This window comes from Clostridium sp. AM33-3 (genome assembly GCF_003480315.1).
Classification (GTDB): Bacteria; Bacillota; Clostridia; order Lachnospirales; family Lachnospiraceae; genus Brotaphodocola.
Window position 1 is genome coordinate 1 of sequence record NZ_QUIV01000021.1, and the last position, 20572, is coordinate 20572.

Consider the following 20572-nt stretch of genomic DNA (forward strand, 5'->3'; position numbering starts at 1 on the left):
ACTATTCACAAATCTTATATCAGTTTTTAACGTTTACACAAAACTTGAAACGGTCTCCGCCGCTTATTTGCGGCGCTTGTAACACTCAGCCGGAAGGTCTTTTGACCATGGCATGAGTGGTTCTAAATCTTTTTCATCTATGCTTCCATCAGCACGAACAACCTGCGCCAACTCTGTCAGTAAATGCTTTATGTAGTAGTAGACATTCAGGCCATTTGCCCGGGCGGTCTCCGTAACACTGTAGATGATTGCGCTGGCATCGGCTCCTCGTACTGTATTGATGGTAAGCGCTTAAATTTTAGCCGCTGATATAAAAATTCCCGGTCACCTTTCAGTGACCGGAGTACCTTGACAATTCATATACGATTATTGCTGGTTTACGTCATCTGCCCGCTGTGCGATTTCCGCTTTGACAGATTCATTCCATGGCGCCAGCGCATCCAGTTTTTCATCGCTCATCTTATCGTTGGGCTGATGTTCAAGAAGGTAGGTAAGGTAGTGGTAGACGTTTACTCCATTCGCTTTTGCCATTTCTACCATCGTGTATACGATAGCACTTGCCTGTGCCCCATTTGGTGTGTCGCAAAACAGCCAGTTTTTCCGCTCTACAGTAAATGGGTGAATAGCGTTTTCACTAAGGTTATTGGAAAAGTTGCATCTGCCATCTTCAAAGTAAGTTGCAAGATAGGAGTGGCGGTTTTTGATATAGGTAACTGCTTTATCCATTCTGGATCCACGTACAGGGTTCTGTTTATCAAGCCACGACAAAAAGCCTTCTACTATCGGCTTTTCTTTTTCAAGACGAGCCTTCTTGATAGCATCGAAGGAAGTTTGTTTCGCTTTGATCACTTCTTCCATATGAAAAAGTTGATTGATATACATGATTCCCTGTACAGAAGGCTGGGAGTAATCCAATTCTTTCCCTTTGGGAATGGCGTCTGTCAGATACCTGCGGATATGTGCCCAACAAGCTGTTCTCTTTGCATCTGGAACCTTATTGTAGCCGCTGTATCCGTCGCACATCAGGTATCCTCTAAAACCCTGAAGAAATTCAACCGCAGTGTCACCAGCACGGGTTTCTGAATACTTAAAAATGATGACTGGCGCTTCTCCATCTTCTCCACTGCGAAACAGCCACATATAAGACTTGGTCTGTGCACGGCGTCCTGGTTCCTGTAACACCTGCAAGGGAGTTTCATCTGCCATTGCGAATTTACGCTCTAAAAGTTTCCGATGAAAGTATTCATACATCGGAAGGAAAAATGCCTGGGAATTACGGATCACCCAGTTTGCCATGGTTGCTCTTGTAATAGAGACTCCGTATTGTTTCCAGTCCTTTTCCTGACGGAAGTATGGCATGCTGTTACAGAACTTCTGGTACATAACCCATGCAACGGTATTCGCAGATGCCATTCCGTAAAGCATGTGTGGTTTTCCGTCTTTTCCTTTTCGGATAACAGGAAGCGCATGTTCGCTATTGTTGGGACAGGCATAGTTTATACTGTAGAATTCAATCACACGCAGCTTAGCCGGAATAAAAACCAGTTCCCTGCGCACAAACTCCTCACCGATTTTTTTCAATGGGGTATTACAAACAGGACAGACTTTTTCCTCATCTGAAAGATCAAAGTATCTGCGGGTGATTGGGATTCCTTTAAAGCGGTCTGCATCTGTGGTTCTGGATTTACGCTTTTTTGTTGCGGATTCAGCAAGTGAATCTGAGAGTTTCTCAGCTTCGATGGCAGCCAGATTCTGTTCCATTTCCGCTTCATTAAAAAGATTCAGCTGGCCTGGAAAATCAACAGGAGATTTTTCACTGGAAGAACCGAATAACTTCTTACGAAGAAGTGCGATTTCATCTTTCAGGTTATCACGTTCCTGAATAAGTTCTTCTTCCCGTTTGTTGGCAGCATCGACAGTTGCCTGAAGCGTTTTTATCATCTGTTTCAGATCGGTGATCATATCTTTCAGCTCACGCAGCTGGAGATCTTTGGAACTGTCTGCCACGGTTTTCTCCTCCTGTTTTTGATACCTTTATTATACCAAAAAGAGCAGGAAAAGCTCAGTAAAACAACGTTTCCAACAGACCTGAAAGTGCCGAAAATACAAGGAAAAGCAGCACTTTTATGTGCACTTTTTTAGTCTTGGATCAGGTGGTTTTTATTGCTTTTGGCTGTTCGATATCAATGCCAGACATCAGCCAGTCAAACTCCCTCCATGTGAGATTCCGCACTTCAGATTTATTCCTTGGCCATCGGTAAGAACGCTGGGATGCCGTCAACTTTTTATAGATCAGGACAATCCCATTCGGTTCTTTCAGAATTGCTTTGATCCTGTCGCATTTGCGACCACAGAAAAGGTAAAGTGAATGATCAAGCTTCATGGAAAACTGATCCTGAATAATCGCGCACAGGCCATCAATAGATTTACGCATATCCGTTCTGTCACATACAATGTAAATAGCATCGACGTTTGAAATATCCGCTAACATACAGGATTCCTCAGTGCATTCAGCAACAGATTTAAAAGAGATGGCTGGACAGAATTGCTCATGCGAATCAGTATCCCATTCGTTTCGATTTCAATTGTATATGAATTGTCAAGGTACATAGAACTGTCCATGGGATTTGGAAGCAGTTCTTCCGGAGAATTCTCCGGTTCTATAGCAATCCGGACCACATCCTGTTTACGGGATGTAAGATCCAGAGTACTGGCTTTTTTTATCGGATTTGGTATCTGGCAGGCCTGTTTTCGCAACCTGGTAACTGCATTATAGAAACTGCTGGGAGCAATTCCGTGTTCTGCACACCAGTCCGCATCCGTCATACCACTTTGCCTGCAGGCTGTCACCATTTCCATCCATTCATCCAGGGAACGTTTTGAAGCACGTTTACAACTCATAATAAATCCTCCAAGTAGAGTGAATTTTTACTTTCTACCATAAAAATGGAGTAAAAATCTACTTACAATCATTATGAGGTATTTGGAAGACGATAGCTAGTTACCCAGAATTTAAGCGCTTACGCTTTACTTTAACAATGGAATAAAAGTCAAGGAATATTTGTTAGAAATTAGTAAAATGATTTATTCCAATTCAGATGTTGTGCTTGAATTGAAAGATTCAGAAATCTGTGACAATTTTGTGTGTTGGTTTTATGTCTGGCGTATACAGGGGGAAGCCCGTTTATATAGGGGAATTTTTAGATGAGCGAAATATGTGGGAGGGTGGATGGAAAATTTCAAGAGATTTTTACAAAGGAATAATGAAATTATAGAATTTTTGTATAAGATAGCAACAATAATCGGCTTGTTCGTAGCTATTTTGGCATTCAAAGATAATGTGAAAACAAGAAATAGCGCGTATTTGCCATGTATAAAAATAGATACGTTAGAGAAAAATCCTATGATTGAGTTTCGATGGAAAGAAGGCGAAGATAAACAGAATATAGAATACTCGCAATTAGATTTAACATTAACCAATATTGGAAATGGAAATGCAGATAATGTGGTTGTTCAGTTCGATGAAGCAGTACTTAGAGAATGGGTAGCAATATTATCTGAAATAAATCCAGATCAGGATTATTCTTATTTTTTAAATCAAAAAAATTTGAGTATAGAGTATCCATATGTATTGATTGGTAATGATGAAGTTAAGGTTTTTCAAGTGCCAGAAATATATTGGAAATGTTTGCGTGAGATTTATGCTCAAAAGGGAAATGGGCCTATGGAGTTGCCGGGCCTGAATCTAAAAGTTCTTTATACAGATATACAAAGTGTTCCGATTGAGTATTCTTATAAATTAAATTGTATAGTTGCAGAAGAAATGGCTCTTGCAAGCAGTTATGGCGAAAATGGAATTAAATTAATGTTTCAAGTACAAAGAACTGTGGGACAAAACAGAGTGGGGATAATAACGGAGATAAATACATTAGTTTATATTGGGGCAATTAGTTTACAAGTGACTGGTGCGCTGCTGTTATTGTTGTTTTCTGTTTCAACAAAAAGAGTGGATGTTATTCGAAAGTTTGGTGACGGAGGAATCATTACATATGATAAAGAAACAAAAGAACTTAATTATAAAGAAGAAGCATTTAAGGAAGCATATAGAACGAGCTATTTGAATAAGATTTCCTTTTTTTATATAGGAGTTGGATACTTATTGGGAGTATTTGGGGAAATTGGAAATTCCAATAAATGGATAACTGCTGGAGCAATTTTTACATTCAGTATAATATTATTGTTTTTGACTTGGTTGGTGACAGATATGATTATATCGAAGTCAAACGTGATAAACCAGAAAATTTCATTAGAAGAAATGAAAGAAGCAGGCATAACGCCGGACATGACGTCAGCGTCTACAGAAGATATTGATAAAATGTTTGAACGGCGCGAGAAAGAGAGTTAATGTAGAATGAGGCTTAGGAACTCAAACTCGTCCAAGTAACCCATGACCAAGTATGTTTCTATGAATATATGGGAAGATTGTCATTGCGATTTTTGAATATAGTAAGGACCATTCCACTGGGTAAATCCTTTATAATTATCCGGCAGATATTTCGGATTCGTGGACCACTGGCTCTTTCTTATTGCTTTTGACCATTCGCAAAGGAATTCTCCGGCAAGGGCATAAATACGGACAACAGTTGATAATGCCCTAAGCTGACTTGAAATTTTAAATTCCAGTGCCCAACCAATGTTGCCAGTAATCAATTTTTGCATCAATTAAATTATAGTAACACGGATAATCTGTCATTTGGCGAGTATCAGAGGATGTTCAGGAAAGCCTATGATAAAATAGCGGATGAATTTTCAACGATGAGTAAAGTTAAATTTGAAGTGATACACTCCGAAAATAATAAAAATGAAATGATGGAGTATAAACAGTACATAAATCTGAAAATGACGGATGCTTTCATTACATTGACTATGACAACTGCTACGGAGCGGGAGCAGTTAGAACAAGTGGCAGAAAGGTTTAATGAAATATCAGGTAAAGGTTTCTGGTTTTATTAAAAAATATGCATTATATTAGTTTTTACAATTTTGTTATATTTATTATTTAAATATAAAAAGATAATAATGATAACATTTTCTGCTGACTTGAAAAAGTAAATTCCAGTGCAGTGGTAAATTCTACCGGACATTAAAATTCATTGATTTTATTGAATTATAATGAGCAAAATCTTTAGATAACTGAGGCGATATGGAATGATGTGACAAGATTCTTAAAAGAGTGCGGAGATAATCTGCCATATAACATTCTGATCGGGAGCAACATGAAAAGAAAATTGAAAAATATTTACATGGATGCAAAGAAAAGTGGTATGCTGATTAAATCATTATAAGCAGTGAATTTAGAACAGTGCGGCAATTACAAACTATTTTATCAGACAAAGGAGACCAGCTATGATTTCAGCAAAGCCAACAGAAAAACTTACGGGAATTACCTTAGAAGGTGATTATGATGATTTCTATGAGATCGTGGACAGTATCCATAGAATGAGCGGTCTGGAAGAGGACGTTTGCGATGAGTATTATGCTGTTAAAAATATGCTTCTCAGTGTGTGTTATGAGATAAGGCATGCTTTTATGGGATATCGTGATGCGAAGAAGGTTGATAACGGAGTTCATGATGAGATGATGAAATGGCATTCTATGAAAATGCCAAAAACAGAAGTGCATTTTAGTGTGAATCTCTTATTTCCTGAAGCATTGTTTGTGGCATTATCATCGTCAGAACTTTACGTCCGGGCGCGGCGTGATTATGGAATCTGCGCAAAAAGGAACGAGGAAACAGAAATGTTTCCGGTATTCTCTTATGTAGACTACATACGAGACAAGGCAGTCATAGATAAATTATCTGTGACAATTCTTAGTGCATTGGCAGAAGTAATTGGGGATGAAGAGTTAGAAAAACTGATGAAATTGAAAGAAAACTGTTATACATTTCTTTTTTGGGATTATATAGAGCAGTATGTATATAAATGCAATGCTGAGTATTTGAAAACGGCTGTGGAGAAACGAAAAGACAAGATTCGCAACATTGCAAAGCGTTTCCTTAAGCAGTCAGATTCTTATAAAAGATTAAAGCAGGATTTGGAAGATTCAGCGATGATTTATCATTGCAGTATTCATGAACTGGAAGATCCGAAACTGGAGTATCCGGAAGAAATTGAGTGGTAAGAGGGTGTAAAAATTGCAATTCAGTAGAATGTGCGCAGAAGGCATTGTTATACTGGAAATATCAGTTGAGGCCGTCTATGCATGGCATAGAGAAAGACTGGATACAGGTGACTCGCATTTATCAAATGCTCTTAAGAAGTCGTTCACTCCCAATTTACTTGCACCCAGCTGTCAGGCAATTTCGCTTCCTGAAAGAGAAAGCGCATAATGTTTGATAATGATGTTCTTATAATCCGGCATACATTATTCTCCTGTAATAAATGTATACAATTTTTAGGTGAGAAGGGCTTCGTAGATCCAGCCATGGAGGATTATGATGAACATATGGAGTGGCGGGAAGATGGAATGATATATGGAAAAACGGAAAAGGGACGATATATGGAGGAGGCCTTGGAGTTCTGATTGAGACCGCTGAAAGAAATCTGGCAGTGCATGCAGTTACTGGAAAAAAAGAGATTACTCAAAGAAAAAATGCAGGAGTTTTCAACAGAAGAAATGCAGGATTACATAAAAATGGATGCATTATTGGATGAATTAGAAAAAAATATGTTTGAGAGCAGGGAATAATTGCCGTTTGAAATCTATCTGCATGGATTTGGATTGCGGCGAAAAGGTGGATTACGGAGACCGAAATAGCAGATCGGATCCGGCTGTACGAACAGGCTGCGTATCAGTATTCGATACTGGTATGGGCGTATCGGGTCACGCTGCGGGATCAGAAGCCCTGATTTTGTATGGCAATTTTTCCATCTTCTTCCATTATCTCTCATATTATTTGTGCGAACTTCCGAATCTTCGAAATACATTTTACAAAGGGATTTCCCTTTAGTATAATGAGTTCGTTTCATTCATAAGAACGTGAACTTCGTTGGGAGATGAAGAAAAAGTATGAAAAATGCGTTGGTTTTTGATGATAATAAGATCTTATCAGAGCTTATTCAGATGAAGGTGGAGGCGTTGTTTAAAAAGTACGGTCTGGAGTTTCAGGTAGACCGTATGAACAGCCTGGCACAGCTGGAGGCATGTGATAAGACGTATCAGTTGGCCTTTATGGATATTGTGCTGCCGGAGCAGGATGGCATTCGTATTACGAGAAAGTGGAAGAATTCCGGCCGTTTCGATGAAGTCGTGTTTGTATCTGCACACGATGACAAGGTGTTTGCATCATTTGATACGAATCCGTTATATTTTGTCCGTAAAACGAATCTGGATGAGGATCTGGAGCAGGCGATTATTTCCTATAAAAGAAAGATTTCCGCTACGCAGGTGATCGTGCAGGAGGGGGCAAAGTATCATGTCTGGGATGTCAATGAGATTGAGTATCTGGCCAGCCGGAATCATTACATTGATGTCTATATGAAAAATGGCAATAAGCCGCTGATCCGCGGAAAGCTAGATGATATCGAAAAGATTCTGCAGGATTATAACTTTGTGCGGGTGCAGGTCAGCTATCTGGTGAATCTGAAGTATGTGGAGTCTGTGAAGAGTCATACAGTCTACATGAAGAATGGTGAGGCATTCCGCATCAGCCCGAAGTACCGGGAAAAGATCGCGCAGCGTATGGCGGCTGGCTGGTAAGCGTTTTTTGTATGATAGGAAATTGCCTCCTATCATACAAAAACGCTCCGCGAGGATGCGCACTCGGCGCAAAGGCACATTCTTTTTTATGGCGAAAGCAGAAAACATTGCGCTGAAAGGTGACAAATAATAAAAAAAATTGACAGCCGGGTGTTCCTTTTTAGAAAAGTGCGGTAAAATAGGAGTATCAAATTACGAGAAGACAGCTTCGTTATGGTTTACTTATTTCGTAAACAGTAACGGCTGTCTTTTTTCACTAATGGGGGGAATGAGTATGCCAGCACTGAAGGACAGACATCTTGTGGTCAGCCGTTCGAAGGATCATCGTGAGATTTACGAGACTGTGAGCGAGTGGCTAAATACGACAAACTATTTCAAATGGACGGATGATTCGGTGACGTACAATGATGAACTGGAGGGGGTAGAGCTGAAACGGCGCCGGCTGCTGCTGCGGCGAAGGATTGAGACATGCAGCTGTGTGGTGCTTTTTGCGGAGATGTATGAAGAGTACAGGGAATGGATGGATCTTGTGATCGATGCGGCGAATGAATTCCATAAGCCGCTGGTGGGGGTGAAGGCCCGGGATGAGAGCCCGCTGCCGAAGCGGATGCAGATCAATTGCCGGGTGACTGTGAGGTATCAGCGTAATGTGATCGTGGCGGCAATTCAGGAGTATTCGCTGTAAAAAACAAAAAACGCAGAGAAAGCATATCAAAAAAGTATTTCAGAGATGGGAGGCTTATTCATGAGCGGAAATAGAAACGATATGGCCTGGAAGGTTTTGAAGCGTGACATTGTCTTTCAGGATACCTGGGTGCAGCTGGAGGCATCGCGCTGTGAACTTCCGGATGGCCGGATCATTGAACCATTTTATATCAGAAGGGATCCGGACTTTGCAGTGGTGGTTGCGTTGACAAAGGATGAGCGTCTGGTGCTGGTGCGCCAGTATCGTCATGGTGTGGAGAAGGTGCTGCTGGAGCTTCCGGCCGGCGCGATTGAAAAAGGGGAAGATCCGAAGGTGGCTGCCGGACGGGAGCTTCTGGAGGAAACAGGCTATCAGGCCGGACATCTGGAGTTTTTGATGAAAACAGCGCCGAATGCGGCCAATTCCACCGCATATGCGTACTGCTATCTCGCGACGGATGCTGAGTGGGTGGCGGCACAGCATCTGGATGCGATGGAGGACGTGGCGGTGGAGTTTATGGATGTAAAGGATGCGCGGAGGGCACTGCGGAAAGGAACATTTGAGCAGGCAGTACATGTGGCGGCGCTTTATGCAGCTCTGGATATTCTGGAAGGGCGGGAGAAAAGATAAACCAGAACCCAGATCAGAGCGGCGCCAGTGCAGTCGATGAGCACGTTGGTGAAGCGTCCGGCGCAGCGGACTGACTGAAAAAAACAGTTTAGCGCACGGCTTCGGAAATCTCCTTCCAGAGCTCGATATCTTCCGCACGGAGGCGCATATTGGTGACGAGCTGCTGACCGTCCGGATAGGTAACCTTAAATTCAAAAATGGTTTCCTCTTGAATGCCCTTTTTTACGATGGCATTGAGAAAGAGGGGGAATTTCGGATGGTTTGCCGCGAAGCGGGACCAGGCGTTTTTTATTTTCATAAGCTTCATTGGATTGATCATAGTGTCTCACTTTCTTATTTCAAACATTTTTGTCAGAGCGGATATCGTTGCCGGCCTTGAATTGGCCGGCAACATTCTTTAGTATAGCCCAGAATCGGTTCCCTGAAAAGTAATACTTGTAAATTTAAGGCAAAATAGGTATCATAAATTTGTTATGAAACTGAAATTCCCGTATGATGCGGTAGAAACAGAGGATAAGAAAATGGGTATGTTTTCACGAAAGGATATGGTCCGGCTTTTCGGACCACTTCTAGTCGAGCAGCTGCTGGCGGTGCTGGTAGGCATGGCGGATGTTGTGATGGTGGCGGCTGTCGGAGAGACGGCAGTGTCCGGCGTGGCGCTGGTGGATTCCATCAGCGTGCTGGTCATTCAGGTATTATCAGCCATGGCTACCGGAGGTGCAGTGGTCTGTGCTCAATATATAGGAAAGAAGCGGCAGGACCAGGCGTGCCGTGCAGCGGGACAGCTGGTCTTGATCACGGCGGTTCTTTCTCTTTTAATCGCATCGGCGGCATTTATCGGAAACCGTCATCTGCTGCGGCTGATCTTTGGCTCAGTCGAGGCAGAGGTTATGGACAATGCGGCAACGTATTTTTGGTTCACTGCCATGTCATATCCGTTTCTGGCACTTTATAATTCCGGCGCGGCTTTGTTTCGTTCCATGGGAAATTCCAAGGTTTCCATGAAGGTTTCCCTGGCCATGAATGCCATCAATGTGGCAGGCAATGCCCTTTGTGTATTCGGACTTCACATGGGTGTGGAGGGCGTGGCAATTCCTACCCTGCTCTCCCGTATGTTTGCGGCAGTGGTTATGGTGCTTCTGGTGCGCAGCCCGAAAAACAGTATCCGGGTAAACCGGTTGTCCCAGCTGATCCCTCAGCCGGATATGATCAAAAAGATCCTTTCCGTGGGAATTCCGAGCGGCCTGGAAAATGGCATGTTCCAGTTTGGAAAGATTGCGCTGCAGAGTCTGGTTTCCACGCTTGGTACGGCATCTATCGCGGGCTATGCGGTAGCAACAAATCTGGTGACATTCCAGTATCTGCCGGGGGTGGCGCTTGGGCTGGGCCTGATCACCATTGTAGGTCAGTGTGTGGGTGCCGGAGAGCCGGAGCAGGCGAAGGCTTACACGAAAAAAGTCATTGCGGTAAACTACGGACTGCTGCTTTTGATCTGCACATGCATGGCATTTTTCCGGAGTCAGGTGGTAGGAATCTATAACCTTTCCCCGGAGGCATCGGATCTGGCGCAGAAGCTTTTGCTGGCCCATTCCTTTGGCATGGTGCTCTGGCCGCTGGCTTTTGCGCTGCCAAATACACTGCGTGCCGGGCTGGATGCCAGGTTTACCATGCTGGTTTCGGTGTTTTCCATGTGGACATTCCGCATCGGACTGAGCTATGTATTTGTAATGGGACTTCACATGGGCGTTCTGGGTATCTGGTACGCCATGTTTGCAGACTGGATCTTCCGTCTGATCGTGTTTGTGTGGAGGTTTAAGGGATTTTCGACGCGGGTGCGTCAGGTATAAGGAGGAACGGAGTATGAAACGGGCATGTGGCATGCTGCTTCCGGTGGCGAGTCTGCCGTCGGAGTATGGAATCGGAGCATTTTCAAAGGAGGCATATGCGTTTGTAGACCAGCTGGCAGAGGCGGGACAGCGTTACTGGCAGATCCTGCCGCTGGGGCCGACCGGATATGGGGATTCGCCCTATCAGTCCTTTAGCGCATTTGCCGGGAATCCGTATTTTATCGATCTGGAGGAGCTGATCGCGCGGGGACTTTTGACAAAGGCGGAGTGTGACGCTGCAGATCTTGGAACGGATCCGCAAGATATTGATTATGAGAAGCAGTATTTTCACCGCTTCCCATTGCTGAAAAGGGCCTTTGGGCGCTGGAGAGAGCAGCAGAAGAAAAAGGGCCGCAGTGATAAAAAGCTGATGGAGTTTTTTGCGGACGCACTTACGGCAGATACCAGAGAATACTGCTTTTTTATGGCAGTAAAGAATCATTTTGACGGAAAAAGCTTTCTGTTATGGGATGAGGATATCCGTACCAGAAGGCCGGAGGCGGTGAAGGCTTACCGGGAAGCCTGCCGGGAGGAAATCCTGTTCTATGAATTTTTGCAGTATGAGTTTCAGGAGCAGTGGGCAAAGCTCAAGCATTATGCAAACGGGCGCGGCATAAGGATCATCGGTGATATCCCGATCTATGTCGCCATGGACAGTGCAGACAGCTGGGCTCATCCGGAGCTGTTCCAGTTTGATGAAGCCGGACAGCCGGAGGCAGTTGCCGGATGTCCGCCGGATGCCTTTTCCGCGACCGGCCAGCTGTGGGGCAATCCGCTTTACCGGTGGGAGCATCATAAGGCAACGGATTACGCATGGTGGCTGTCCCGCATGGAGTACAGCTTCCGTCTGTATGATGTTGTGCGTGTGGATCATTTCCGTGGATTTGATGCCTACTATTCAATTCCGGCAAAGGACAGGACCGCCGAATTTGGCCACTGGGAAAAGGGACCTGGCTATGAACTGTTTAAGGCGATGAAGAAACGCTTTGACAAGCTTCCGATCATTGCAGAGGATCTGGGCTTTCTGACGCCTTCGGTGCTGAAACTGGTGAAAAAGACCGGCTTTCCGGGCATGAAGGTGCTGGAGTTTGCGTTTGATGCCAGTGGTGAGAGCAGCTATCTGCCGCACCGGTATCCGAAAAACTGTGTGGTGTATACAGGGACCCATGACAATATGACGCTGCAGGGCTGGTACCGCAGCTTAGAGCCGGATGCTAAGGCATTTGCGATCCGATATCTGGGCAATCCATATACGCCGGAGGGCGAGATCCACTGGGATTATATCCGCCTCGCACTGGCAAGTGTGGCAAAGCTGGCGGTGATCCCGGTTCAGGATTATCTGGGACTTGGGGACTGGGCCCGCACCAATGAGCCGTCTACGCTGGGGAAAAACTGGCGCTGGCGTATGAAGAAGGATGATCTGACGCCGGAGCTTCTGGCAAAGTGCCGGGGGATGGCAGAGACCTATGGTCGGGTGAAAAAAGAGAAATCCGGCCCGCTAAAAGAAACGGAACAATTGCAGAAAGCATGACAGAAAAACGCACAGACCCGGAAATGGTTCCCGAAGGTTCTGTGCGTTTTGTTTTGGTAATATTGTTTCAGATTTGTGTGTTACTGCTGAAGGGAAACCTCTGTGGTTCCGGATGTCGCATCGGATTCTGCATCCGGGAGCTGTTCACCACTCTCGGCAGACTCCGGATCGACTGCGCCGCCCTCCAGAGTTTCTACATTGCCCTCCTTGTGGGAGGTGAAGGTGCCCTGTACTTCATTGTCTGCTTTGTCGCGGGCGAAGACATGGAGTCCTGCCGGGTCCATTTCAAAGGAAAGGGTGTTGCCGGCACGGTCAACGCTCAGCGGCTCCACACGCTCACCTGCAGAATTCAGTGCGTAGATGGAATCAAAGTTGATGCCGGACTGGCTGTCTGCTACCGTGAGGGTAACTACGCCGTCCTGAATGTCCGTGCTGGAAAATTCAGGCGGATTATCATCTAATACATTGACATGTTCAAATACGGTAGCCGGCATGCCGTTTAAGTTGACAACGGAGGTTTCGACAGAACCGTTCTTGTAAACGGTGGCGGTGTATGTACGGTGTCTGCCTTTTTCCAGCTCCAGCGGTTCTCCGTCCAGGGTCATGCTGACGGATTTAGTCGGAAAGAACGACTTTACGGTCAGGACAACGTTGGTGGAAAGGTAGTCGTTGGTGTCCTCTACCACAACACTGAGCTTGGGCTTTGTGGTGAGACAGAAAAATAAAATGCTGTTGAATACAAGGAAGGGAAACACATAAAATAACAGGATGTGAGGCCATTCACTCTGTTTTTTCCTGCGGTACCGATGGTCACGGCGGGATGTGGACTGCTGATTCTGTTCCATAAAAAAACTCCTTTTATCGCAAGGCAAAATGCCCGATGATCTGTCGCCTGGACAGTTACAATCTGTTCATTAGCATAGCAGAAAAACGACGGATTTACAAGATAACTTTTCTTACGATTCCATGAGTGAAATATGAGTTTGCCCCTTTCGGGGAGTCGGGGAGTGTGTTACAATCAGATTAAGTATTTTGTGCAGAAGAGGAAAGCAGTCTATGAACGGGGATAAACAAATGATTCAGAAAGCAGCGGTTTTTGCGGCAAAAGCTCATGAGGGCATGATGCGGAAGGGAAGCAAGATCCCTTACATCTATCATCCTATGGAGGTGGCGCTCATTGTGGCGCAGATGACAGATGACCCGGAGGTCATTGCGGCGGCATATCTTCATGATGTGCTGGAGGATACCAGTGTGACGCCGGAGGAGTTGGAGCGGACCTTTGGCGGCCGGATCCTGTCCCTGGTGCAGGAGGAAAGTGAGGACAAGGAGCGGACCTGGAGGGAACGAAAGGCCAGTACGATCGAGCATTTAAAGCAGGCTTCCCGCGAGGTGAAGCTGCTGACGCTGGGAGACAAGCTCAGCAATATGCGCAGCACGGCCCGGGATTACATGGTGATCGGGGATGAGATCTGGCAGCGGTTCAATGAAAAGAACCGGGAAAGCCATCGCTGGTATCTGGCCGGAATTCTGGATGGTCTGCAGGATTTAAAGGATCTGGCAGCATTTCAGGAGCTGGAGCGGCTGTATCAGCTGGTATATGAAACCAGATGAGCATCATCGCGCTGCTGCTTCGTATATGGATGGTGTCAGCAGTAAGAAACGCATGTCTGTCGAATCATGCGGCAGAGAAAAAAGGAATGGGCTGGAATGCGCTTGACGTGTGTTCCGGCCCAAAGTAGAATAAAGGGTAAGAATCATTCAGCACAGTTCGCCGGTTCCGGTATGTGCAGACAACCCGGCCCGTTCGCGGCAGGGAATTCCAGAAATGAAAACTGACTGGTAAGGGCAACAGGAAAATTGGATTATGGAGGGATAAAGTGACTGAGGATGCAGTAAAAGGGATCCAGACGGCACTCTGGGCGGCACTGGTTCTGGTGCAGATGGGTGTGGTTGGCTGTCTGGAGGTGCGCGCGGAAACAGTGCACCGGGAAGTAACATACGAAGCGGTCGAGGATGAGGCAGCGCTTCCGGAGGAGATTATGGTTTCTGTCCTGGCAGGCCATGACGGGGAAATGGTTCCATGTCAGGCGGTGGGCCGGGTAGAAGAAGCGGCTTACTGGCAGGATGATTTTTCCTTTCCGATAACATTTTATGAGTACGGAGCCGGAGCATATCAGCTGGGGGAGATAACGGTAAAGAAAACAGATCTGGAAGAGCCGGAGCAGCTGACAGAGCTGGCAGAGCAGTATGGAACAGAGCTGCTTCAGAGCATGGGACTTTCGACAGAAGAATACGAGGTAAAGGAGATTGTCTGGACCGGCACACCATATGAGAAGGAAGACGGTATCGTGTGCCGGGATGCCATGGCGTACGGAAACCGGCTGCTTCGGGATTGGCGGGTGCAGTATGAGGGCTTTGTAGAAACGGAGCGGTGGCAGGAGCTGAAGCGGGGCGGCGCAGACGGGGAACTGAACGAGGAAGGGCAGGAAGAAACTGTGCCGGAGACGATAGGGGCGGTCACAGAAACGCTGGAAAAGATGCCAGAAGCAGAGGGTGAAGAGCCAAAAGAGCAGCCGCTCCACGGAAAATCCAGATTGCAGGAATATCTGGAAAAGGTAACCAGGATTTTTCTGGTCGCGGTGGGAATCGGAGTTGTTTTCTTTGTGGGAGGACTTTTTGTTCTGGCGCTGTTGTGGATCGGCCGGAAGCTGCGGAAAGCGAATGACCGGAGAAAATAAAAGGTACTGAACAGCTTGGCAGATACATACTCATAGATAAGAACGGTTCCCGGCAGATTTTGTATGAGCGCGCGGAAACCTGAAAATCTCCGGGAGCGCGGTGGCGAAATGAAAACATGGTATCGGATGACAGCGGAGGAAGCCTTGCGCGGGCTGGAGAGCAGCCGGTCCGGGCTTTCGACGCGGCAGGCAGAAGCGCGGTATACACAATATGGTGAGAATGCACTGCAGGAGTATCCGGGAAAGAAGACCTGGCAGGTCTTTCTGGAGCAGTTTCAGGATCTTCTGGTGCTGATTCTGATCGCGGCGGCAGCCATTTCCATTCTTTCCGGAAGTGGGGAAAGTGCGGTGGTCATCTTTGCGGTCATCACGATGAATGCGGTTTTGGGAACGATCCAGCATGAAAAGGCCAGAAAATCGTTGAAAAGCCTGAAAAAACTTTCTGCACCGGCTGCCCGGGTACTGCGGGATGGACGGGAGCGGGAAATTCCAGCGGCGAAGCTGGTGCCGGGAGATATTGTGCTGCTGGATGCAGGAAGTCTGGTGGCGGCAGACGGACGGCTGCTGGAGTGCCACAATCTTCAGATGAATGAGAGCTCGCTGACCGGAGAGTCTCTGCCGGTGGAGAAGCGGTCGGGCGTACTGAAGACGGAAGCAGAGCCTCCCCTGGGCGATCAGTCCAATATGGCATTCACCGGCTCCCTGGTAACCGGCGGCCGGGGCGTTTTTGTGGTGACAGCTACCGGCATGGAGACGGAGCTCGGAAAGATCGCCGGTCTTATGAATTCGGCAAAGGAAAAGAAAACACCTCTGCAGATCAGTCTGGATCAGTTCAGCACCCATCTGGCAGCGCTGATCCTTGGAATCTGTGCGCTGGTGTTCGGATTAAGTCTGTACCGGGGGACAGGTGTGCTGGAAGCCCTGATGTTTGCGGTGGCGCTGGCTGTGGCGGCTATCCCGGAAGCACTGGGATCTATCGTGACCATTGTCCAGGCCATGGGAACCCAGCAGATGGCCCGGGAACATGCCATTATCAAGGATTTGAAGGCGGTGGAAAGCCTGGGCTGTGTGTCGGTGATCTGTTCGGATAAGACCGGCACCCTGACCAGAAACCGCATGACGGTGGAGCAGATACTGGTGGATGGAACTGTTTTTTCGCCGGGGCAGCTAAAGCTGTATGATCCGGTACAGCGGTATTTTTTATATGGAGCGGTCCTGGATAACGATGCGGTACTGCACGAAGGTGTCTGCACGGGTGATCCGACAGAAGCAGCGCTTCTGGAAATGGCGCTGCGGGCAGAGGTTTCACCGGAGGCGGTCCGCAGGGAGATGCCCCGTCTCGGGGAACTGCCGTTTGATTCCAAAAGAAAGCGGATGAGCACGCTGCATTATTGCGACGGAGGTTTTGTGCTGTTTACAAAAGGCGCTCCGGATGTGCTTCTGGAACGGACCGACAGGATCCTGACAAAGCAGGGAATAAAGCTCATGACGCCGGAGCAAAAAAAGCAGCTCCGGCAGCAGAATGAGAAATGGGCAGCTGACGGACTCCGTGTGCTGTCTGTAGTGTACCGTCCGTTAGAGCAGATGCAGGCCTGCAGCCCGGAACTGGAAAATTCCGGTGTTTTTCTGGGAATGGCCGCCATGCTGGACCCGCCGAGACCTGAGTCGAAGATGGCAGTGCTGACGGCGAGAAAAGCCGGCATCCACCCGGTCATGGTTACGGGAGATCATCCGGTTACCGCATTTGCGGTAGCGAAAAAGCTCGGAATCTGGGAACCGGGAGATCTGGTGGTGACAGGACAGGAACTGGATCAGATGACGGATGCGGAACTGGACAGAAAGCTGTCATCGGCTGCGGTTTATGCCCGGGTATCGCCGGAGCACAAGATCCGGATCGTGGAAGCCTGGCAGCGCCGGGGACAGATCGTGGCTATGACAGGAGATGGTGTAAACGATGCCCCGGCACTGAAGAAGGCGGATATTGGTGTGGCCATGGGAATGATGGGAACGGAAGTATCCAAGGATGCAGCTTCCATGATCCTGACAGATGACAATTTTGCCACCATGATCAAGGCAGTGGCAAATGGCCGGAATGTGTACCGGAATATCCGGAATGCGATACAGTTTCTGCTGTCAGGAAATATGGCCGGGATTTTTTGCGTGCTGTATGCTTCCGTTCTTGCATTGCCGATGCCGTTTGCTCCGGTGCATCTGCTGTTTATCAATCTGCTGACGGATTCACTTCCGGCCATTGCGATCGGAATGGAGCCACAGGAGGAAGAACTTCTGGACCGTCCGCCGCGGAATCCGCAGGAAGGAATCCTGACGCCCTCCTTTCTGTGGCGTCTTCTGGTGCAGGGAATCCTGATCGCAGGGGCTACCATGACTGCTTATCAGATAGGGATGGAAACCGGAGGAGCTGGAACAGCCAGCACAATGGCATTTTCGGCACTGACGCTGGCAAGGCTGCTTCACGGATTTAATTGCAGGAGCAGCAGATCTGTTCTTTATCTGGGGCTTTGGAGCAATATGTGGAGTGTGATGGCTTTTGAAACGGGAACGCTGCTTCTGGCAGCGGTGTTGTTTTTACCGGGGCTGCAGGCTATGTTTGCAGTGGCAGATTTAAGCGTACGGCAGCTTGCGGCAGTGCTGGTCTGTGCGTTTGTACCGACACTGGTGCTCCAGTCCGCAAAAATGCTGGCCGAAGCAGTATCTTAGACTGTGCATACAGGAGAATGCAGATTGTACAAAAATGGATACCTGGATCATATTGAGAAAAAAACGCAGATTTACCGCTTGCAATTTTAAGGAAATATGATATTCTATATGCAGGTCAGATGAATGGCCTGCTATAGAATAAATCGTTATGATTTTAACGAATCATAGCGGTATTGAGGTATACAGAGAAGCTGCTGATCCCCCATGAAAAAGACAGCTGCAGATGACGGACAGACAATATGACTAATCAGATAGCAAAATATTTGAGAAGTTATATTTTTTTCTGTCAGCTATGTATACAGTATGCAAAAACACAGTACAATTTAAGGAGGAAAACACCAAATGACTAACTTTGATCAGTGGGATGGATTTGACGGCCGCCTGTGGAAAGAAGAAGTAAACACCCGTGATTTTATCCAGCATAACTACAAGCCTTACGAGGGAGATGAGTCCTTCCTGGCCGGCCCGACAGAGGCTACCGACAAGCTGTGGGGAATCCTGCAGGGTCTTCAGAAAGAGGAGCGCGCAAAGGGCGGCGTTCTGGATATGGATACCCACATTGTTTCCGGTATCACTTCCCATGGCCCGGGCTACATCAGCGAAGCTGATAAGGACTTAGAGCAGATTGTTGGTCTTCAGACCGACAAGCCGTTAAAGAGAGCTTTCATGCCGTATGGCGGTATCAAGATGGCTGAGCAGGCTTGCCAGAACTACGGTTATGAGCCGGATCCGGAGCTGCATAAGATCTTTACCGAGTATTGCCGCACTCACAACCAGGGCGTATTTGATGCTTACACTCCTGAGATGAAGAAGGCTCGTCACAACAAGATCATTACCGGACTTCCGGATACCTATGGCCGCGGACGTATTGTAGGCGACTACCGCCGTGTTGCTCTGTACGGTATCGATTTCCTGATCCAGGAGAAGCAGAATGACTTTGCTAACTGTGGCGATGGCGTTATGACCGATGACATCATCCGTCAGAGAGAAGAGCTGTCCATGCAGATCAAGGCTCTGAAGGATATGAAGGTTATGGCTCAGTCTTACGGCTACGATATCTCCCAGCCGGCTAAGACCGCAAAAGAGGCTGTTCAGTGGCTGTACTTCGGATATCTGTCCGCAGTTAAGACCCAGAACGGTGCTGCAATGAGTGTCGGCCGTATCTCCACTTTCCTTGATATTTACATTGAGCGTGACCTTGAAAATGGTGTGCTCACCGAGGCAGAGGCACAGGAGCTGATCGACCATCTGGTAATGAAATTCCGTATGGTGAAGTTCGCAAGAATCCCGTCCTACAACCAGCTGTTCTCAGGTGACCCGGTATGGGCTACCCTGGAGGTTGGCGGTATCGGCGTAGATGGCCGTTCCATGGTAACCAAGACCGACTATCGTTTCCTGCACACCTTAGAGAACATGGGACCGAGCCCGGAGCCGAACATGACCGTTCTTTACTCCTCCTCTCTGCCGGTAAACTTTAAGAAATATGCAGCTCACATCTCCATCAACACCAGCTCTGTTCAGTACGAGAACGATGACGTGATGAAGCCGGTATGGGGCGACGACTACTCCATCTGCTGCTGCGTATCTGCTACCCAGACCGGTAAAGAGATGCAGTTCTTCGGCGCACGCGCAAACCTGGCTAAGTGCCTGCTGTATGCTATGAACGGCGGCCGCGACATGAAGAGCAGAGAGCAGGTTGGTCCGGAGTTAAGACCGATCACCTCTGAGTATCTTGATTACGATGAGGTCATCCGGAAATACGATGTTATGATGGACTGGCTGGCAGGTCTGTATGTAAATACCTTAAACCTGATCCAGTATATGCATGATAAATATTTCTACGAGGCAGCTGAGATGGCGCTGATCGATACCGATGTCCGCCGTACCTTCGCAACCGGTATCGCTGGTTTCTCTCACGTAGTAGACTCTTTAAGCGCGATCAAGTACGCTAAGGTAAAAGCAATCCGTGATGAGGAAGGCATGATCATGGACTTCGAGACTGAGGGTGACTTCCCGCGTTACGGTAATGATGATGACCGTGCGGATGATATCGCAGTATGGCTGTTAAAGACCTTCCTTGAGAAGTTAAAGAAACGCCACACCTACAGAAATTCCGAGGCTACCACCTCTATCCTGACCATTACCTCCAACGTAGTATATGGTAAGGCAACTGGCAACATGCCAGACGGAAGAAGAGCAGGCGAGCCGTTATCTCCTGGTGCAAACCCGTCTTACGGCGCAGAGAAGAGCGGACTGTTAGCTTCCCTGAACTCTGTTGCAAAGCTTCCGTACGAGTGGGCTCTGGATGGTATTTCCAATACCCAGACCATCAACCCGGATGCACTGGGCCACGACGCTCAGGAGCGTATCGACAACCTGGTACAGGTTATGGACGGATATTTCGATCAGGGCGCTCACCACTTAAACGTAAACGTATTTGGTACCGAGAAGCTGATCGATGCTATGGAGCATCCGGAGAAAGAGGAGTACGCAAACTTCACCATCCGTGTATCCGGTTATGCAGTTAAGTTCATCGACTTAACCAGAGAGCAGCAGATGGATGTAATCTCCAGAACCTGCCACGCTAGCATGTAATTTACGGACGGAAGTCTGATAAAAAACA

The 20572-nt window shown here is 47.2% G+C and carries 19 protein-coding genes; 14 read left to right on the top strand and 5 right to left on the bottom strand.

What is annotated here, in order from left to right:
* Positions 1–366 precede the first annotated feature (366 nt).
* The 3 genes from DW819_RS11760 to DW819_RS11770 form a co-directional block, all read right to left on the bottom strand.
* The gene (locus DW819_RS11760) at positions 367–2007 is read right to left on the bottom strand and encodes an IS66 family transposase (RefSeq protein ID WP_118733451.1); all 1641 of its coding nucleotides are present in this window, start codon (positions 2005–2007) and stop codon (positions 367–369) included.
* A gap of 142 nt (positions 2008–2149) precedes the next feature.
* Entirely contained in the window at positions 2150–2491 is a 342-nt protein-coding gene (tnpB, locus tag DW819_RS11765) for an IS66 family insertion sequence element accessory protein TnpB (RefSeq protein ID WP_118733452.1), read from the bottom strand.
* Positions 2485–2901: a hypothetical protein gene (locus DW819_RS11770; protein ID WP_118733453.1), complete on the bottom strand. Its 417-nt coding sequence runs from the start codon at positions 2899–2901 to the stop codon at positions 2485–2487. The genes tnpB and DW819_RS11770 overlap by 7 nt, the downstream gene beginning before the upstream one ends.
* 328 nt (positions 2902–3229) lie before the next feature.
* Here DW819_RS11770 and DW819_RS11775 point away from each other — a divergent pair, with 328 nt between their 5' ends.
* The 8 genes from DW819_RS11775 to DW819_RS11810 all read left to right on the top strand — a co-directional run bounded on the left by DW819_RS11775 (position 3230) and on the right by DW819_RS11810 (position 9076).
* Positions 3230–4405, top strand: coding sequence for a hypothetical protein (locus tag DW819_RS11775; protein WP_118733454.1), 1176 nt, complete (start codon positions 3230–3232; stop codon positions 4403–4405).
* A gap of 410 nt (positions 4406–4815) precedes the next feature.
* Positions 4816–5013 (top strand): hypothetical protein, encoded by a 198-nt coding sequence (locus DW819_RS11785; RefSeq protein WP_147353174.1) that lies wholly within the window; start codon positions 4816–4818, stop codon positions 5011–5013.
* A gap of 393 nt (positions 5014–5406) precedes the next feature.
* Complete coding sequence (locus tag DW819_RS11790) at positions 5407–6183, top strand: hypothetical protein (protein ID WP_118733456.1); 777 nt, start codon at positions 5407–5409, stop codon at positions 6181–6183.
* Positions 6184–6390: 207 nt separating this feature from the next.
* Positions 6391–6585, top strand: a complete 195-nt coding sequence (locus DW819_RS11795; RefSeq protein WP_118733457.1) for a hypothetical protein — start codon at positions 6391–6393, stop codon at positions 6583–6585.
* Positions 6586–6750, top strand: coding sequence for a hypothetical protein (locus DW819_RS15800; RefSeq protein ID WP_207665309.1), 165 nt, complete (start codon positions 6586–6588; stop codon positions 6748–6750). It abuts the gene before it with no gap.
* A 321-nt stretch (positions 6751–7071) separates the two neighbouring features.
* Positions 7072–7761: a LytTR family transcriptional regulator DNA-binding domain-containing protein gene (locus DW819_RS11800; RefSeq protein WP_118733458.1), complete on the top strand. Its 690-nt coding sequence runs from the start codon at positions 7072–7074 to the stop codon at positions 7759–7761.
* 274 nt (positions 7762–8035) lie between these two features.
* Entirely contained in the window at positions 8036–8446 is a 411-nt protein-coding gene (locus DW819_RS11805; RefSeq protein ID WP_118733459.1) for a hypothetical protein, read from the top strand.
* 60 nt (positions 8447–8506) lie between these two features.
* Complete coding sequence (locus DW819_RS11810; RefSeq protein WP_118733460.1) at positions 8507–9076, top strand: NUDIX hydrolase; 570 nt, start codon at positions 8507–8509, stop codon at positions 9074–9076.
* Positions 9077–9164: 88 nt separating this feature from the next.
* Here the strand turns inward: DW819_RS11810 and DW819_RS11815 are convergent, their stop codons facing one another.
* Complete coding sequence (locus DW819_RS11815; protein WP_118733461.1) at positions 9165–9395, bottom strand: hypothetical protein; 231 nt, start codon at positions 9393–9395, stop codon at positions 9165–9167.
* 154 nt (positions 9396–9549) lie between these two features.
* On the opposite strand from DW819_RS11815, the gene DW819_RS11820 reads away from it, so the two are divergent.
* Positions 9550–10923, top strand: a complete 1374-nt coding sequence (locus DW819_RS11820; RefSeq protein ID WP_347560203.1) for an MATE family efflux transporter — start codon at positions 9550–9552, stop codon at positions 10921–10923.
* 13 nt (positions 10924–10936) lie between these two features.
* Positions 10937–12493 carry a 4-alpha-glucanotransferase gene (gene malQ, locus DW819_RS11825; RefSeq protein ID WP_118733462.1) on the top strand — a complete coding sequence of 519 codons (1557 nt, stop codon included), beginning with the start codon at positions 10937–10939 and terminating at the stop codon, positions 12491–12493.
* An 80-nt stretch (positions 12494–12573) separates the two neighbouring features.
* Here the strand turns inward: malQ and DW819_RS11830 are convergent, their stop codons facing one another.
* Positions 12574–13338 (bottom strand): hypothetical protein, encoded by a 765-nt coding sequence (locus DW819_RS11830; protein WP_118733463.1) that lies wholly within the window; start codon positions 13336–13338, stop codon positions 12574–12576.
* 229 nt (positions 13339–13567) lie between these two features.
* On the opposite strand from DW819_RS11830, the gene DW819_RS11835 reads away from it, so the two are divergent.
* The 4 genes from DW819_RS11835 (at position 13568) to pflB (ending at position 20544) form a co-directional block, all read left to right on the top strand.
* The gene (locus DW819_RS11835) at positions 13568–14104 is read left to right on the top strand and encodes an HD domain-containing protein (protein ID WP_118733485.1); all 537 of its coding nucleotides are present in this window, start codon (positions 13568–13570) and stop codon (positions 14102–14104) included.
* A 266-nt stretch (positions 14105–14370) separates the two neighbouring features.
* The gene (locus DW819_RS11840; RefSeq protein ID WP_118733464.1) at positions 14371–15231 is read left to right on the top strand and encodes a hypothetical protein; all 861 of its coding nucleotides are present in this window, start codon (positions 14371–14373) and stop codon (positions 15229–15231) included.
* A 108-nt stretch (positions 15232–15339) separates the two neighbouring features.
* Complete coding sequence (locus DW819_RS11845; protein ID WP_118733486.1) at positions 15340–17949, top strand: cation-translocating P-type ATPase; 2610 nt, start codon at positions 15340–15342, stop codon at positions 17947–17949.
* Positions 17950–18291: 342 nt separating this feature from the next.
* Positions 18292–20544, top strand: a complete 2253-nt coding sequence (gene pflB, locus DW819_RS11850; protein ID WP_118733465.1) for a formate C-acetyltransferase — start codon at positions 18292–18294, stop codon at positions 20542–20544.
* The last annotated feature ends 28 nt before the right edge of the window (positions 20545–20572 follow it).